Genomic DNA, 17,113 nt, shown 5'->3' with positions numbered 1-17,113 from the left:
CGATAAATAAAAAAATTATTTAAAAGATGTCACACCAAACTTTTTAGCTTCAGCTTTAGCTAATGGTGCCCATTTTGTAAGATTAGCAATTCTTGTATCGTTTGATGGATGTGTACTTAAAAATTCTGGTGTTGAACCACCACTTAATATTTTTTCGGAATTTTGAGAAGTGTTTTTGCATGATGAATTTAAGTTGGTTATGATGAAATAAAAATATCTCAGCATTGCTTTAAGTATATGCAAAAGTAAGCAATTACATCAATTCATCGAGCTCTAACCAACGCATTGTTTTTTCATCTAACTCAAGAATAACCTTTCCTAGTTCATCACTTTTCTTATTAATATCTTGAAATGATAAGCCTTCGACAACTAACTCTTCTTCTAATTTCTTTTTACTCATTTCTAGAAGCTCAATCTCTTTCTCTAACTGTTCATATTCAAATTTGTCCTTGAAGCTAATTTTTTTGGTTTTTTTTACTTCTTTATCAACAGTTGCTAACTTAATTTGAGCTGCTTGATCTTTATTCTTTTTTTCTTCAATAAGTTGTTTTTCCCTATACTCTGAATAGCTACAATATTCATCTTTTATTATGCCCTCACCTTTAAACACAAACAAGTGATCGGTAAGTTTATCCATGAAATACCTATCATGTGAAACGATTATTAAACAACCGCTAAATTGTAATAAAAATTCTTCAAGTTTATTAAGAGTTAATAAATCCAAATCATTTGTAGGTTCATCAAGGATTAAGAAATTAGGATTTTTCATGAGGACCATAAGTAAATATAATCTTCTCTTTTCTCCTCCACTGAGTTTTGATACAAAAGTATGTTGTGTCTTTGGCGGAAACATGAAATGAGTTAGCATTTGTGATGCTGTAACTTTCGAGCCATTAGCCATAATGATTACTTCAGCTATCTCTTTTAATGAGTCAATAACTCTTTTATCCTCTTTAAGTTGAATTCCTTTTTGAGAAAAATATCCGTAAACTATCGTTTCGCCAATATTTACTTTTCCACTATCTGGTTTTTCTAAACCTGTAAGAATATTTAAAAAAGTTGACTTTCCAACTCCATTTTTACCAACTATACCAATGCGTTCACCCTTTTTAAAGGTGTAGTCGAAACCGTTTAATATTTTGAGATCATCATAGCTTTTATAAACCTTTTTGAGTTCAAGGATTTTACCTCCTATCCTACTCATTTTAATTTCAAGGTTTAATTCATGTTTTACCTTTTTATTACTTGCTTTCTCTTTAATAATTTCAAAATTAGTTATCCTAGCCTTAGATTTTGTTGTACGGGCTTTTGGAGATCTTCTCATCCATTCTAATTCCTTTTTCATTAGCTTTCCCGCTTTTGATAAATCAGTGTCGTAAATCGCTTCTCTTTCAGCTCTTTTTTCAAGAAAATAGGCGTAATTTCCTGAATGATGAAAAAGTTTACCGTCTTCTAATTCTAATATATGATTACATACTCTATCTAGAAAATACCTGTCATGGGTAACCATAAGTAATGTGATTTTCTGTTGTTGGAGGTATTTTTCTAACCATTCTATCATTTCTACATCAAGATGGTTAGTTGGTTCATCAAGTAGAAGCAATTCAGGCTCATCTAATAATAGTAAAGCGAGAGATAATCGTTTTTTCTGTCCACCGGAAAGGTCACCTACTTCTTGAGATAAATCATTGATATTAAATTTAGATAGTATTTGTTTAATCCTTCGTTCATAGTCCCAGGCATTAACCTTATCCATTTTAGCAGTTAACTCTTCTAAAGACTTGTTATTGTGAGAGTTATGCTCCTTTTCTATATTGATAAGTGCTTGTTCATATTCTTTAATTAGTTTGGTTATTTCAGTCTGACTTTCAGTAATTAGCTTTTCAATAGTTAAAGAGTTATCAAAGTTTGGTTCTTGAGAAAGATATCCAGTTCTAATACCATTTCTCAAGGTTACACTTCCTTCATCTGATACATCTGCACCAGCTATTATTTTTAACATACTAGATTTACCTGTGCCATTATTGGCAATAAGTGCCATTTTATCACCTTGACTTAGTCCAAAGGTTAAACCTTCAAACAAAACACGTTCTCCATAATTTTTACCTAAATTTTCTACCGATAAATAATTCATAATGTACTGTTTTTACCAGCTAAATACCCAGTGGTCCATGCGGATTGAAAATTAAAGCCCCCTGTTACTCCATCAATATCTAATATTTCACCACAGAAAAACATCCCTTTGTGAATTTTACTCTCCAGAGTGTTAGGGTTTACTTGATCTAATGAAACACCTCCACAAGTAACAAATTCTTCTTTAAAAGTTGTTTTTCCATTTACTTTATATGAATCGTTAAATAAAACGTTTAACAATCTATTCCCGCTTTTTTTATCCAATTTATTCCATTCAATATTACTATCAACACCTATTTTTTTGAGTAGGTATAGCCATAGTCGATTAGGTAAATTAAATGGGTTTTTATTTCCTATAATTCTATTGCTGTTTTTATTTTCTTTTATATAATCGATATAGTCTATCTCATTCAAATTTGCCCAATTAATATGAACAGTAAATTGGTAGTTGTTTTCGGCTAGCTTTCTTGCTCCCCAAGCCGATGATTTTAATATGGCAGGTCCACTCATACCCCAATGAGTAATTAATAAAGGTCCGCTATGTTTTAATTTACTTCCTTGTATATGAACCTTTGTGTTTTGAGCAACAACCCCCATGAGTTCTTTTATATCCTCATTTGGCATATTGAAAGTGAAAAGTGATGGTACAGGCTTTTCTACTTTGTATCCCAAATCCATCAACCATTGCAAGCCTTGTATTTTTGGACTTCCGCCAGTAGCAATGATTAATCTATCTACTTTTATATTTTGACTATTTACTTCTAGTGTACAGCCCTTATTTGAATGTGGTGATATTTTTTTAATTGCACTTTGATAACATAACTTTATATTTAATGACTTGAGTTCGCTTATCAAGCAATCTATAATAGTTTGTGAATCATCTGAAGTAGGAAACATTCTGTTATCCTCTTCGGCTTTTAGGGTTACTCCTTTTTCATTAAACCAACCTATGGTATCTTTAGTAAAAAAATGTGAAAAGGATTTTTTAAGAAAAGCTCCCCCTCTTGGGTATTGCTTAGTTAATTCTGCAATACTGAAACAAGCATTTGTGACATTACAACGCCCTCCACCAGATATTTTGACCTTTGATAAAACTTTGTCTGATTTTTCGAATAGAATAACATCTGACTTTGGATCAGATGACTGTGCTGTTATGGCTGCCATAAATCCGGCTGCCCCTCCGCCTATTACTGCTATTCTCATTTAAGCTCAAATATAAAAAGAAAATGACGAGAATTACTCGTCATTTTTCAAGAGTATTATCTAGTGATATTTAGATTTTTCTCATTCTAAGACTTTCTGGTGTTACTTCTAAATATTCATCTTCTGCTATATACTCCATAGCTTCTTCTAATGAAAATTGTGTTTTAGGTGCTATTTTCATAGCATCATCGGTTCCAGATTTACGCATATTAGTCAACTGTTTTCCTTTAACTAAGTTAACTTCTAGATCGTTATCTCGTGAATGTTCGCCAATAACTTGACCTTTGTAAATAACATCAGCTGGTCCAACAAAGAATCGGCCTCTATCTTGCAACCTATTCAATGCAAAAGGGGTTGCAGGCCCTTGCTCAGATGATATTAAAGATCCTTTTAATCGAGATGGTATATTTCCTTTGAATGGCTTATACTCTCTAAATCGGTGTGTCATTACGGCTTGACCAGATGTCGATGTTAGCATATTATTCCTCAAACCAATTAATCCTCTTGAAGGAATATCAAATTCAAGATGCTGAAGGTCACCTTTAGGTTCCATAACTAATAAATCGCCCTTTCTCATTGTGACTAACTCTATAGCTTTTCCTGAAAATTCTTCAGGTACATCTATAACAAGAGTTTCATAAGGCTCACATTTTACTTCATCAATCTCTTTTATTATTACTTGTGGCTTGCCAACTTGTAATTCATAACCCTCTCGACGCATGGTTTCAATAAGTACAGATAAGTGAAGAATTCCCCTTCCATACACATTAAATTTATCTTCTGTATCTGTTGCATCTACTCTAAGAGCTAAATTCTTCTCTGTTTCTTTATATAACCTATCTCTCAGGTGCCTTGAAGTAACAAACTTGCCTTCTTTTCCGAAAAATGGAGAATTGTTAATAGTAAACAACATACTCATTGTTGGCTCATCAACTTCAATTCTTGGCATAGCTTCTGGATTTTCGAAGTCAGCTAAAGTGTCACCAATCTCAAAATCATCAAGCCCAATAATAGCACATAAATCACCACTACGAACAGTTTTCACTTCTTCCCTACCCAGACCACTAAAGACATATAATTCTTTAATACGCACTTTCTTTTGACTATCTTTTTTGCAAAGCATATAATCTTTACCAACAGATAAATCTCCTCTAAAAACTCTACCAATAGCAATTCTTCCCTTAAATGATGAATAATCTAATGAGGTAATTTGCATCTGAGGAGAACCTTCATGATAAGGTGCTTCTGGAATATTTTCTAAAATAGCATCCAGTAATGGGATAATATTATCGTTTTGTTTTTTCCAATCGGTATTCATCCAACCCATTTTAGAAGATCCATAAATGGTTTCAAAATCCAATTGCTCTTCTGAAGCATCAAGATTAAACATTAAATCAAATACCGCTTCATGAACTATATCAGGTGTACAGTTTTCCTTATCAACCTTATTCACTACAACGATAGGCTTTAATCCTAATTCAATAGCTTTTCCAAGAACAAAACGAGTTTGTGGCATAGGTCCTTCAAAAGCATCGACTAATAATAGTACACCATCAGCCATTTTTAATACTCTCTCTACTTCTCCACCAAAATCGGCGTGACCCGGAGTATCAATAATATTGATTTTAACATCTTTGTACATTACTGATACATTTTTAGAAAGGATAGTAATTCCTCTTTCCCTTTCCAAATCATTATTATCAAGTATTAGTTCGCCAGTATCTTTCCTATTATCTAGTGTTTCACACTCTTGAATAATTTTGTCGACTAAAGTAGTTTTACCGTGGTCAACGTGTGCTATAATAGCAATGTTACGAATGGATTGCATCATTTATCTTGAATCTCTATTTACTCTTAATTCTCTTCCGTCTATATATATTCCCTTAAAGCTGTTAGCTACATTTTTAGAATGACGACTATCTACTTCAAAGAAGCTACAGTTTTTTTGTAAATCAATATCACCAACTTCTGATTTACGTATTTTAACTGTTTCTGCAATAAAATCGACCATATCTGATTTGCTTACACCATCAGATTTCCCAACATTAATGAAAAAACGATTCCCCTTTTTAGCAGAGGATTTTCTATCTCTATTTTCTGATTTATCTTTTCTTTTAAAGTCAGACTTAGAGCGATCTCTTTTTTCAGATTTTCTATCTCCTTTTCTGTCCCGACCTTTAGATCTTCTGTCAGAATCTCTAGAAGAACGTTTAGAAGCTCTACTGCTTTCGTTAAGGTCTTTACTTTTTTTAGTGTAGTTTAAAGAGTCTATTTCTTTTGAAACTAATTTTTCAACTAACTCTTCAAAAGTCATTGAGCCTAAAAGCATTTGAATATCTGTTAGTAGCTTTCCATTTAAATCCTTTTTAATTGGAAGCTCTAAAATGTTTTGTGCCCACTTACCTAATCGAATAGTTAGTATATCTTCAACAGAAGGAATACTAATTTTATCAATCTTAAGTTTTAGGCTTCTTTCCAAGCCGTCTAGCTTACGCATATCTCTATTAGTCAATAGAGATAATGAAATTCCTTTTTTGCCTGCTCTGGCTGTACGACCACTTCTGTGTGTATAATAAGATGGGTCATCAGGCAAAGCATAATGAATAACATGGGTTAAATCATTCACATCAATTCCTCTTGCTGCTACATCTGTTGCAACTAATACTTGTAAGGAATGGTCTTTAAAGCGTTTCATCACCCTATCTCTTTGCGCTTGCGATAAATCGCCATGAAGCGCCTCTGATTGATAACCACTTTTATTTAAGTCATCAGCCAATTGTTGAGTTTTGATTCTAGTACGGCAAAATATTACCCCTCTAAAACCCTCTTCAACATCTAATACTCTTTTTAATCCTTCAAATTTGTCTGAAGACTTAACAACAGCATACTGATGCTCTATATTTTCATTGACTTGATTGCCAGTAGAAACCTTAACTTCAACAGGCTTAGACATATAGCTTTTTACTATATGTCTAATTTCTTTAGGCATAGTAGCAGAAAATAACCATGTGTTTTTGGTATCTCCAGTATATGCTAGAATATCATCCAAATCTTCTTTAAAACCCATATTAAGCATTTCATCAGCTTCGTCAAGAACGACAAACCTAATAGTGCTTAAATCAAGAACCTTTCTCCTCATTAAATCTAGTAATCGACCTGGTGTGGCAATAACAATTTGAGGAGTTCGGCGTTTGATATCCTTCATTTGCACAACAATAGAAGCACCACCATAAACAGATTGGATTCGAATATTTGGTAGATACTTAGCGAAAATCTCTAATTGACCAGCTATTTGCTGACCCAACTCTCTAGTAGGCGCTAAGATTAGAGCTTGTGTATCTTTTTGATCTGGGTTTATCCAATCAAGTAATGGTAAGCCAAAAGCAGCTGTTTTACCGGTTCCAGTTTGCGCTAAACCAATAAAATCCTGTGGTTTTTCATTAAGTAAAGGAATGGCTTGTTCTTGTATTGGAGATGGATTTTCAAAACCTAGTTCAGGAAGAACTTGCATTAATGGTTTTGAAAGTCCTAATTCTGAGAAACTTTTCAAAGTATAAATAGGTTGTTTTAATAGTTTGCAAAAGTACTCTTTTTTATCTCTAGGAGACTATAATATGTATAAAACAAAAAAGCCTCTTCAAATGAAGAGGCTTTCTAGATAGAAATATCTAAAAAACTATGCTTTCTTTAGGAAAGGAAGACCAGTTTTTGGGTTTTCAACAACTGTTTTTCCAGCAGGAACTGCATCTAAACCAGTGCTACGCTCGTCTTTTGAGAAATAATAGATAGTTTGTACTCTTCCTGTAGATTTTAAAGTAACGTCTTTTGAGTTAAGGTAATAAGTTGTTCCTTTACTATTTGTATGCGAAAATGCCATAATTAAAGTTTTTAAATTAAAAATTTGTTTTATAATCGAGGTTCAATTTATAAAAAAAATGATTCTACTAGATGTTTATTCATTATTTTTCAGAAAAAAATTATTGACAATTTAAATCCAATCTTTTAGATTTTAAATTCATATACTTTTTTAAGACTCTTCTAGTCAATAATTTATCAATTCATTAATTACTAGATTAAAATTATAAAATAGTCATATCTAATCAAGCGGATAATAAATATTAAAACACAAAGTACTGATAATCAGATTTTTACATCGAATAGGTGTAAATAATACAATTAGCGCCTTTATTATCTTATGATTGATAAAAAAATTGATTTCACATATATCTGAAATCAAGATGAAAATTGGATTAACTATAGAAGAAATACAATCCTAATTAGATTAAATTTAAAAGTTATCAACAGATAAAATCAATTTATATCGAATTTTCTGATATAAAAAAAGAAAAAATAAGTCGAAAATATATATATCATTGGGTATTTCTTGTGAAAACAGGAGTGTTTGCAGACGACATTTCTTCGTTATATATATAGCCATCACTTTGAAAACCCTTCAAATCTTTAACATTGCTTATTTGATTTTCTAAAAAGAATCGAGCCATAAGCCCCCTAGCTCTTTTGGCATAAAAACTAATAATCTTAAACTTTCCATTTTTCCAATCTTTAAATACGGGAGATATAACTTCAGCATTTAAATTTTTAAAAACAATTGACTTAGAGTATTCATTAGATGCCAAGTTTAATAATATGCTAGAATTAGTAGCTCTTAATTCTTTATTTAACTCTGTAGTAATAATGTTGGACCAAAAATCATAAAGAGTACGTTTATCTCCAATACTAATCTTGGTGCCCATTTCAAGTCTATATGCTTGTATTAAATCCAATGGCTTAATAACCCCATATAATCCTGATAATAATTTTAAATTACTTTGAGCATAGCTGATAGAATCGTCGGTTAATGAAATAGCATCCAAACCTTTATAAACATCGCCAGTAAAAGCATAAATGGCTTGTTTAGCGTTATTCATGTTGAACGGAAGACTCCAATTTTGATATCTATTAGCGTTTAATAAACCTAAATCGGCACTGATATTCATTAATTCTGAAATTTCAGAAGGTGAATAGTCTGCTAGTTTGTCAACTATTTTCTGACTATCGTTTAAAAAAGAAGACTGACTATGTTTTTTTATAGGTGCTTTATTATCAAAATCTAAAGATTTTGCTGGTGAAAGGATACATATCATATAATAGTATTTGCATTATTAAAAACAATCGATTTCATTTGCAGGCTAAAATTAGACAATTTTGAGAAACTTTATACATAAGCATAGTTTATTAACGATGCACCTTATAGTAGTTTTGTTAGGGCTGACAGGTGTGCTTGGTAAACTTATTACCACTGGTTCTACTATATTAGTCTGGTATCGAATGTTAATTGCTTTTTTATTTTTGTTTGCATACATCTATTTTAAGTCAGATTCTTTAAAAGTTTCAAAGAAGCATTTTGTAGAGATATTTGGTATTGGATGTATAGTTGCTGCTCATTGGTTATTTTTTTTTGAGAGTATAAAAGTTTCGAATGTTTCTGTTGCTGTAGTTTGTATGGGTACTTCTTCCCTATTTTCTTCAATCTTAGAGCCTCTAATTATTAGAAGGAAAATATATTTAAGAGAAATTATTTTAGGTGTTTTGGTTCTAATAGCAATCGGTATGGCAATGAATGCTGACTTTTCCTATTTAACAGGTTATATATATGGTATTATTGCTGCTTTCTTAGCTACTTTATTTACAATCTTAAATGCTTTATATGTAGATAAAGTTGAATCTGAAAAAATAACTTCAATTGAGATGTTAGGGGGTTTCCTGTTCGTATGTATATACATGTTATTTTCAGATTCATTTACATTTCAAGATTTAATTATCGATTGGACTGATGTGCTTTACCTCATTATATTAGGCGGAATATGTACTAGTTTTGCCTTTGTTGTGAGTGTAGAAGTCATGAAGTTTTTATCTCCTTTTAATGTTATAATGGCTGTTAACCTTGAACCGGTATACAGTATTTTGTTGGCATTATTATTGTTTGGTGAGTCTGAAAACATGAATTTTTCTTTCTATTTAGGAGCTGTGATAATAATAGGCACAGTATTTTTAGATGGATACCTAAAGAAAAAGGGAGATAAAAAATCTATAAAATAGAAATTAGTTTAATTCGTTATAACTCTATATTTTTGAACTTCAATTTTATAATATTATGAGAAAAAATTTGTCTTGCGCCCTATTATTTTTAGCAATTATTACAAGTAACATTTCTATTGCACAAGAGACCTTTCGATTTGAAGGTCAAGTAAAGGGAATAAAAGATACTACTTGTATGTTAGCTTATTATTATGGTGATAAACAATACGCTAAGGATACAGCAGACATAGACAACGATGGTAGATTTGTTTTTAGTGGAACTGATACACTTGACCATGGTATGTATATGGTTGTATTACCTGATGGTAATTATTTTGAAATGGTAGTTACAGAAGAACGTTTTTCATTTTCTACTTCTATTGATGATTTAATTGGAAATATGAAATTTAGCAATTCATATGAAAATGAAAAGTTTTATGGTTATATTCAGTTTATTTCCAAAAAACAAAAAGCATTGAAAGAATTACAAGGCTCAAAAGAAAATGCTAATGAAAATGATGCGAAAAATATAGATATTCAAATTGAAGAAATGGGTAAAATTGTAATGGATTTTCAAGAGAATTTCACAACCAATAACCCTGATATTTTATTCAGCAAAATATTGAACGCAAGTAAAGAGGTAGAGATTCCAGATGCCCCACTTTTAGAAGATGGCACTCCAGATAAGGATTTTCAATTTAAATATTATAAAGCACATTTCTTCGACACATTTGATTTTTCTGATGATCGCTTAATAAGAACTCCTGTTTTTCATAGTAAGATTAATACTTATCTTGAAAACCTAACTTCAAAAGTGCCTGATTCTATTATTGTATCATGCGACTATTTGATTGAAAAATCAAGAGCAAATCCGGTCGTATTCAGATATGTTGTTTCTTATCTGACATCTAATTATGAACGATCTAAAATAATGGGCCTAGAAAAGGTTTTTGTTCATTTAGTAAATAAATATTACAAAACAAATGAGGTTACTTGGGTCGATGATACTCAAATGTTCAAGATTGTAGATAGAGCAGAAACGATTGAACCATTAATGATTGGTTCAAAAGCCCCTAACTTGATTTTAAGAGACTCTTCCGATGTCATTCACAACTTACATCAAATTGATAAAGATTTGACAATGGTGATTTTCTATGACCCCGATTGCGGACATTGTAAGAAAGAAATCCCTGTAATCAAGCAAAACTATGACCAATGGTTAAAAGATGGCATTAGTATAGAAGTAGTGGCTGTTAGTGTTGAACTTGATAGAGGCAAATGGACTGACTTCATCAACACATATGATATTGGTGATTGGACAAATGTTGCTGAATTTAAAACCTATGTTGATGGTGAATACAATCGACAAAATGACCCTTACGTTACCCCTTTCCCCTACATTAAGCAACTGTACGATATCAATGGAACTCCAAAGGTTTACCTATTAGATAATGAGAAGAAAATTCTTGTTAATGCAATAAAAGGAAATATTGGTGTAGAGCAGTTATCAGAAGTTGTACTTAAAGAAGCAAATAAATGATTGATTTGGTTTATTAATAGTTAAGTTGTTATATATTTACAGCCTTAATAAATAATAAAAATCATGAAAAAAACTCTACTCCTATGCCTTATGGCATTCGGCTCTTTTGCTTTAATAGCTCAAGACTTGCCACAAAATCCAGAACCAGGTAAATGTTATGTAAGATGTACCACTCCTGACATATACGTCAATGAAGAGGTAAAAATTCAAATTAAACCCTCTTACAAAATCATCAAAACTATTCCTGCTAAATTTGAAAAAAGAACCGAAAAAGTTCTTTTAAAAGCAGAAGAGAAAAAATTAAAAGTTGTTCCTGCTAAATGGGGAAAAGAAGTTATCGAATACGTAAAGAAAGATGGCTCTTCTGTACTTACTCCAACAGTAGCAAAATTTAAAAATGATGTTGAAACCATTGAGATTAAACCAAAATATGCTCAATGGGAAATGGGAGATTCAAATCCAGATTGTGAATCTAACAATCCTAATGATTGTAAAATTTGGTGCTACAAAGAATATCCTGCTGAATTTAAAATGGTAAATATTAAAAAGTTAGATAAAAATGCTATTGTAAATAGAAAGCCTATTAACTCACAAACAGCAACTTATACAAGGAAAGTTATTACAGAATCTGCAAAAGTTGTTGAGGAAATTGTACCTGCTGAATATGCTACAATAACCAAAAATGTTAGAATTGAAGATGCAAAAACCATTGAAGAAGTAGTACCTGCTGAATATACCACTGTTACTAGAGAAGTGTTGAAAGAAAAAGGCGGTTTAACTAGTTGGAAAGAAGTGGATTGTAGTCTAGTCGAATACCAAGCACTACCAATTAATTGGAATTTAAATAGTTACGTTCTAACTAATCAAGCTAAAAGTATCATTGATACAAAACTGATGCCTGTTCTAGCTAATAATCCAACAGCTAAATTAGAAATAGCATCCCATACTGACTCCAGAGGGACAGACGAATCTAATCAATTACTTTCTGAAAGAAGAGCCCAAGCTGTGGTTAATTACCTTCAAGAAAAGAGGAATTAACTAAAGTTTATTAGTAGCAAACGGTTATGGAGAAAAGAGACTAAAAAACAGATGTTCTGATGGTGTTTCTTGTACAGAAAGAGAACATTCGGTAAACAGAAGAACAGAATTTAGGTTGATAAACAACTAACCCAAATAGCAATATATTTAAAAGGCAAGCATTATATGTTTGCCTTTTTTTTATCTAAAAAATACATCCGTAGCGCCACCAGAATATCTCATGTAGTCAGCGTCTTTAAAATCGAGTCGAAAAGAATACAATAAATTATGCACCTCCCTCCTTAACACTCCCTGCCCTTTTCCATGAATAATCACTAGTTTATGAATCTTAGATTTCAACGCTTTATGAATTATATTTTCACACTTGTCTAACTGATAATTTACTATTTCATGGTTACTCATGTGATGAAAATTGTCAAGTAAATTTTCAATATGAATATCTATTTCCCAAACTAGTGGAGACTTTGATTTAAAAATAGAGTTTTTCTCTAGCTTTTTAGTAATTTTTTTAAACCCAACTGGCACATAAGTTGTTTTTAGAGTTTTCTCAATAGCTATGTCAACCTTAACAATAGATTGTAAAGAATGAAATTCTTCAAACCCCTCATCTGTAGATATCAAAAATTGATTACCCGAAATGGAGATAACCTCTCCTCCACCTTCAGAGTCTAAAAATTTAATTTTATCACCTATTCTAATATTATTGTCCATAATGAAAAGGATAAAACTGCAACTTATTTTTTGATAGTTTAAAAGCAGGCAAAGGAACTTTTATGAAGCTAAATATTTTTAATGTTTTTTGAAGAAACTTTTTCTTTGTTTTGATCTTCCTAAGATTTATATCTAAGCTGGCGTAATATTCTCTATAGGTGTTAGGCTCAGATGGTGAGCCATTATACATACCATCAGCCCCATAACCAAATGCTATATTTAGCCAATCAGGTAAAGAGGTTTTATGGAAAGAATTGATATTAAAAGATAACCAATATAGCTGACCATTATAATCTTTTATAGTTTGTTGTAAAAAATTAGAGCCTAATAAATCAGGTCTGTAATCTGCATATTTAGATGGTTTAAAAGAATATTTCATTTGTATTCTTTGTTCATTCCAAAGTAATTCCTGACCAATAAAAACAAGAGTTCCAGAAGTGTTAGCAATTAAATCACCCCACGATGCCCCCCACTCTTTTGAAAAACCATCTAATGTTTCAATGGTAGTAAGAAAAAAAGCTCCATACAAACCGCCATACCATAAGGCTTTTTTCTCTGTTACACCCGACCATTGCATTACATCTTTTCCTAACATTCCAACTTGATATGCTGTAGTTGCATGCCCTATTTTATCCATTTGTAGCCAATTAGAATTATCATTTATCCAATGAAATTCACTTTTAGGATAATCTTTATACCATAAATCATTTAGAGCATACATCGTTGTTGAATATAATACAATCTCTGTACCTAGAGCAATATGAAATGCACGTGTACTATCTGCTTTTTGTGCAAAGGAAAAATTATAGAATATTAAGAATAAAATTATGAGGCCTCTCATTGTGCAAATATAGTTAGTAGCTTTTTGATTTCTTACTAAATGAATTGAATTGTTTATATATCTTTGCTTTAAGAAAAAAATAGAAGCAATGATTGAAGCTAATAATCCTAAATTAACAAGCTGGATAGAAGTCCCTAACACTAGTGATTTCCCTATTCAAAATATTCCTTTCGGAATGGCAATTATTAACAGTGAAAAGTTAGCTGTCAGCCGTATTGGAGATGTGGTAATAAACTTATCCTCATTATATGATTTAGATGCCTTTGATGGTATTATTTCAGAAAATTTTTTCAATAAGCCATTTTTAAATGATTTTTTAAAACAAAAAAAATCAGATTGGCGAGCAGTGAGAAATAGGATTTCTGAAATTTTTTCTAATGAAAGCAATAAAGAAAAATTCACTTCAGCGTTATTTGACATTAAAGATGTTAGTATGTGTATGCCTGTTAAAGTAGGCGATTACACTGATTTTTATTCATCAAGACAGCATGCTTATAATGTAGGCTGTATGTTTAGAGACCCCGATAATGCACTACTACCTAATTGGCTACACATTCCTGTTGGATACCACGGTCGTGCATCATCCATAGTTTTGTCAGGAACAGATATTCATAGGCCTAAAGGTCAACAACTACCATTAGATGCAACATCACCTGTTTTCGGACCTTGTAAACTTCTCGACTTCGAATTAGAAATGGCGTTTATTACTGGGCAAGGTAAATCCTTAGGTGATTCTATTTCTATAGATGAAGCTGAAGACTATATCTTTGGTATGGTTATTTTTAATGATTGGTCAGCAAGAGATATTCAAAAATGGGAATATGTCCCATTAGGACCGTTTTTGGCTAAGAACTTTGCATCTTCTATATCTCCATGGATAGTTACCCTTGATGCTCTTGAACCGTTTAGATGCCAAGGTGAAGTGCAAGAACCTGAAGTACTTCCTTACCTTAAGTATTTTGGTAATAAAAATATAGACATTAATCTAGAAGTTCAGATTGAATCAGATAATTTTCCTGCTCATACTGTATCAAAATCTAACTACAAATACATGTATTGGAATATGAATCAGCAATTAGCACACCATTCTGTAAATGGTTGCGATATTCATGCTGGTGATATGATGGCGTCTGGTACAATTTCTGGAAATGATGAAAGCGCATACGGATCAATGCTTGAGCTATCTTGGAAAGGTACAAAACCCTTATCTATGCCTGATGGTAGTGAACGAAAATTCATACTCGATGGAGATAGCGTGATAATGAAAGCTCACAGTATCAAAAACAATGTTAGAGTTGGTTTTGGTGAAGTTAGAACAAAAGTTTTACCAACAAAATAAGCTCCTCCAAGTTTGCAATCTATTAATCTTGACATAGAAAGAAAAGAAATCCTCAATAGATATAAAGGGTTATTAAGAGATTGTAGAGATAAAACTAGTAAAGAAGATAAAAAGCGTATTCGTAAAGCTTTTAACATTGCTGTTGAAGCTCACAAAGATATGCGTAGGAAATCTGGCGAACCGTACATTTATCATCCGATAGATGTTGCCAGGATTGCTGCAAAAGATATAGGACTAGGAACGACTTCTATTATATGTGCTTTATTACATGATGTTGTAGAAGATACAGACTATACTCTAGAAGATATAGAACGTATTTTTGACTCTAAAGTTGCCAGAATTATAGATGGTCTAACAAAGATTTCTGATGTATACGACCAGAACGTATCTATGCAGGCAGAAAACTTTAGAAAAATGCTGCTAACTCTTTCTGATGATGTTAGGGTTATTCTTATCAAATTGGCAGATAGATTGCATAATATGCGCACCCTATCCTCAATGCCAAAACATAAACAATTGAAAATAGCCTCTGAAACGCTGTATTTATATGCTCCTCTTGCCCATCGTTTAGGCTTGTATGCTATAAAAACAGAATTAGAAGATTTGGGGTTGAAATATACCAAATCAGAAATTTACAAAGCTATTTCAGAAAAACTAGCTGAAAGTAAAAGATCACGAGTACGCTATATAAATAAGTTTACTATTCCTCTTAAAGAAGAACTCAATAAACAAGACTTTGCCTACACGATAAAAGGTCGACCTAAATCCATTTATTCTATTCGAAATAAGATGTTAAAACAAGGTGTTGAATTTGAGGAAGTGTTTGACAAGTTTGCAATTAGAATTATTGTGAAAGCAACACAGGAAAATGAAAAGTCTATTTGCTGGAGGGTTTATTCCATAGTGACGGACTTTTACAAGCCAAATCCCGATAGACTGAGGGATTGGATTTCTACACCAAAAGCTAATGGGTATGAAGCCTTACACACTACTGTAATGGGTCCTAATGGTAAATGGGTAGAGGTGCAAATTCGGACAGAAAGAATGGATGATATTGCTGAAAAAGGTTTTGCCGCTCATTGGAAGTATAAAGGCTCTTCATCAAAAGAATCTAACCTCGATAATTGGATAAACAGAATAAGAGAGTTATTAGAAAACCCTGATGCTAACGCCATTGATTTTGTAGATAATTTTAAAATGAACCTCTTTACAGAAGAAATATTCATTTTTACTCCAAATGGTGATTTAAAAACTTTACCAAAAGATGCAACCCCGCTTGATTTTGCTTATGAAATACATACTGAAGTAGGTAGTCACTGCTTAGGTGCTAAAGTTAACGGTAAGCTTGTACCTTTTTCCTACATCCTTAAAAGCGGTGATCAAGTTGAAATAATAACTTCCAACAAGCAATCTCCAAAAGAAGATTGGCTGAGTTTTGTTAAAACATCAAGAGCCAAATCAAAAATAAAAAATGCTTTAAAAGAAGAAAAGAAGAAAATAGGTCAAGAGGGTAAAGAATTGTTGCTTAGAAAATTAAGACACATTAAAATAAACTTCAACCATAATACTGAAAATGAAATGTTGAAGTTTTTCAATTTTAAAAGCAGTCTTGATATGTATTATAATTTTGGGGTTGGAAATCTAAACAATAAGCATATTCGATCTTTTGTAAACACGAAAAATCAAGGCTGGTACGGTCTTATTAAAAGTAAAATATCGAAAAAAGATAACAAGATAGTTACAACTAATGATACTGTAAAACGTGCCAATAGTCAACCTGCTATTTTATTTGGTGATGATAAGCAAATTCTAGATTATAAACTTGCTAAATGTTGTTCATCAATTAGTGGCGATGAAATTTTTGGATTTACCACAATAAATGAAGGCATAAAGGTTCATAATGTAAATTGCCCCAATGCTATTCAACTTCAATCTAGATACGCATACCGCATAATGAAAGCGGAATGGGCAACTATAGAAAACTTAAAATACTCTGCCGTTCTTAGCGTTAAAGGGTTTGACCAAATCGGACTAGTTAATAAAATAACCAAGCTTATTTCAAACGAAATGAATGTTAATATATCATCAATCAATATTAAATCTAATAACGGTATTTTTGATGGTATAATTTCTGTGATTGTTATAAATAAAGTACACCTTGAAAATCTTATTAACAAATTAGAAAGTATTGAGGGGGTTGAGTCGGTAGAACGCCTTTAAAAAGTGTTGA

At 31.9% G+C, this 17,113-nt stretch carries 12 protein-coding genes and 2 pseudogenes; 5 read left to right on the top strand and 9 right to left on the bottom strand.

The window, feature by feature from the left end:
- Positions 1 to 15 precede the first annotated feature (15 nt).
- From P8I29_05410 to yaaA, 7 genes and pseudogenes are all read right to left on the bottom strand, one after another.
- Positions 16 to 141 (bottom strand): annotated as a pseudogene (locus tag P8I29_05410) (M48 family peptidase).
- A 112-nt stretch (positions 142 to 253) separates the two neighbouring features.
- Complete coding sequence (locus tag P8I29_05405) at positions 254 to 2,134, bottom strand: ABC-F family ATP-binding cassette domain-containing protein (protein MDG1917239.1); 1,881 nt, start codon at positions 2,132 to 2,134, stop codon at positions 254 to 256.
- Positions 2,131 to 3,336, bottom strand: coding sequence for an NAD(P)/FAD-dependent oxidoreductase (locus P8I29_05400; protein ID MDG1917238.1), 1,206 nt, complete (start codon positions 3,334 to 3,336; stop codon positions 2,131 to 2,133). The genes P8I29_05405 and P8I29_05400 overlap by 4 nt, the downstream gene beginning before the upstream one ends.
- A gap of 70 nt (positions 3,337 to 3,406) precedes the next feature.
- Positions 3,407 to 5,164, bottom strand: a complete 1,758-nt coding sequence (typA, locus tag P8I29_05395) for a translational GTPase TypA (GenBank protein ID MDG1917237.1) — start codon at positions 5,162 to 5,164, stop codon at positions 3,407 to 3,409.
- A gap of 3 nt (positions 5,165 to 5,167) precedes the next feature.
- Positions 5,168 to 6,886 carry a DEAD/DEAH box helicase gene (locus tag P8I29_05390; GenBank protein ID MDG1917236.1) on the bottom strand — a complete coding sequence of 573 codons (1,719 nt, stop codon included), beginning with the start codon at positions 6,884 to 6,886 and terminating at the stop codon, positions 5,168 to 5,170.
- A 126-nt stretch (positions 6,887 to 7,012) separates the two neighbouring features.
- On the bottom strand, positions 7,013 to 7,213 hold the full coding sequence (locus tag P8I29_05385) for a hypothetical protein (GenBank protein ID MDG1917235.1): 201 nt from the start codon (positions 7,211 to 7,213) through the stop codon (positions 7,013 to 7,015).
- Positions 7,214 to 7,706: 493 nt separating this feature from the next.
- On the bottom strand, positions 7,707 to 8,480 hold the full coding sequence (gene yaaA / locus P8I29_05380; protein MDG1917234.1) for a peroxide stress protein YaaA: 774 nt from the start codon (positions 8,478 to 8,480) through the stop codon (positions 7,707 to 7,709).
- 97 nt (positions 8,481 to 8,577) lie between these two features.
- On the opposite strand from yaaA, the gene P8I29_05375 reads away from it, so the two are divergent.
- From P8I29_05375 to P8I29_05365, 3 genes and pseudogenes are all read left to right on the top strand, one after another.
- On the top strand, positions 8,578 to 9,435 hold the full coding sequence (locus P8I29_05375) for a DMT family transporter (protein MDG1917233.1): 858 nt from the start codon (positions 8,578 to 8,580) through the stop codon (positions 9,433 to 9,435).
- A gap of 55 nt (positions 9,436 to 9,490) precedes the next feature.
- Positions 9,491 to 10,954 (top strand): DUF5106 domain-containing protein, encoded by a 1,464-nt coding sequence (locus P8I29_05370; protein ID MDG1917232.1) that lies wholly within the window; start codon positions 9,491 to 9,493, stop codon positions 10,952 to 10,954.
- A gap of 63 nt (positions 10,955 to 11,017) precedes the next feature.
- Positions 11,018 to 12,122: pseudogene (locus tag P8I29_05365) on the top strand (OmpA family protein).
- Between the two features lie 50 nt (positions 12,123 to 12,172).
- On the opposite strand, the gene P8I29_05360 reads toward P8I29_05365, so the two are convergent.
- Complete coding sequence (locus P8I29_05360; protein MDG1917231.1) at positions 12,173 to 12,703, bottom strand: Smr/MutS family protein; 531 nt, start codon at positions 12,701 to 12,703, stop codon at positions 12,173 to 12,175.
- A complete protein-coding gene (locus P8I29_05355) occupies positions 12,693 to 13,544 on the bottom strand; it encodes a DUF2279 domain-containing protein (GenBank protein ID MDG1917230.1) in 852 nt (283 codons plus the stop codon). Before P8I29_05355 ends, P8I29_05360 begins: the two co-directional genes overlap by 11 nt.
- 88 nt (positions 13,545 to 13,632) lie before the next feature.
- Between P8I29_05355 and fahA the strand changes: the two genes are divergently transcribed.
- The gene (gene fahA, locus P8I29_05350; protein ID MDG1917229.1) at positions 13,633 to 14,883 is read left to right on the top strand and encodes a fumarylacetoacetase; all 1,251 of its coding nucleotides are present in this window, start codon (positions 13,633 to 13,635) and stop codon (positions 14,881 to 14,883) included.
- Positions 14,884 to 14,895: 12 nt separating this feature from the next.
- On the top strand, positions 14,896 to 17,103 hold the full coding sequence (locus P8I29_05345) for a bifunctional (p)ppGpp synthetase/guanosine-3',5'-bis(diphosphate) 3'-pyrophosphohydrolase (protein MDG1917228.1): 2,208 nt from the start codon (positions 14,896 to 14,898) through the stop codon (positions 17,101 to 17,103).
- Positions 17,104 to 17,113 lie beyond the last annotated feature (10 nt).

This window comes from Flavobacteriales bacterium, assembly GCA_029248105.1.
Classification (GTDB): domain Bacteria; phylum Bacteroidota; class Bacteroidia; order Flavobacteriales; family UBA7312; genus UBA8444.
This window is presented reverse-complemented; position numbering and strand designations above follow the sequence as displayed.

Excerpts from the sequence above, each read along its gene's own strand:
- P8I29_05405 (MDG1917239.1), bottom strand. The coding sequence starts at position 2,134 with ATGAATTATTTATCGGTAGAAAATTTAGGTAAAAATTATGGAGAACGT.
- P8I29_05400 (MDG1917238.1), bottom strand. The coding sequence starts at position 3,336 with ATGAGAATAGCAGTAATAGGCGGAGGGGCAGCCGGATTTATGGCAGCC.
- typA (MDG1917237.1), bottom strand. The coding sequence starts at position 5,164 with ATGCAATCCATTCGTAACATTGCTATTATAGCACACGTTGACCACGGT.
- P8I29_05385 (MDG1917235.1), bottom strand. The coding sequence starts at position 7,213 with ATGGCATTTTCGCATACAAATAGTAAAGGAACAACTTATTACCTTAAC.
- yaaA (MDG1917234.1), bottom strand. The coding sequence starts at position 8,480 with ATGATATGTATCCTTTCACCAGCAAAATCTTTAGATTTTGATAATAAA.
- P8I29_05375 (MDG1917233.1), top strand. The coding sequence starts at position 8,578 with ATGCACCTTATAGTAGTTTTGTTAGGGCTGACAGGTGTGCTTGGTAAA.
- P8I29_05370 (MDG1917232.1), top strand. The coding sequence starts at position 9,491 with ATGAGAAAAAATTTGTCTTGCGCCCTATTATTTTTAGCAATTATTACA.
- P8I29_05360 (MDG1917231.1), bottom strand. The coding sequence starts at position 12,703 with ATGGACAATAATATTAGAATAGGTGATAAAATTAAATTTTTAGACTCT.
- P8I29_05355 (MDG1917230.1), bottom strand. The coding sequence starts at position 13,544 with ATGAGAGGCCTCATAATTTTATTCTTAATATTCTATAATTTTTCCTTT.
- fahA (MDG1917229.1), top strand. The coding sequence starts at position 13,633 with ATGATTGAAGCTAATAATCCTAAATTAACAAGCTGGATAGAAGTCCCT.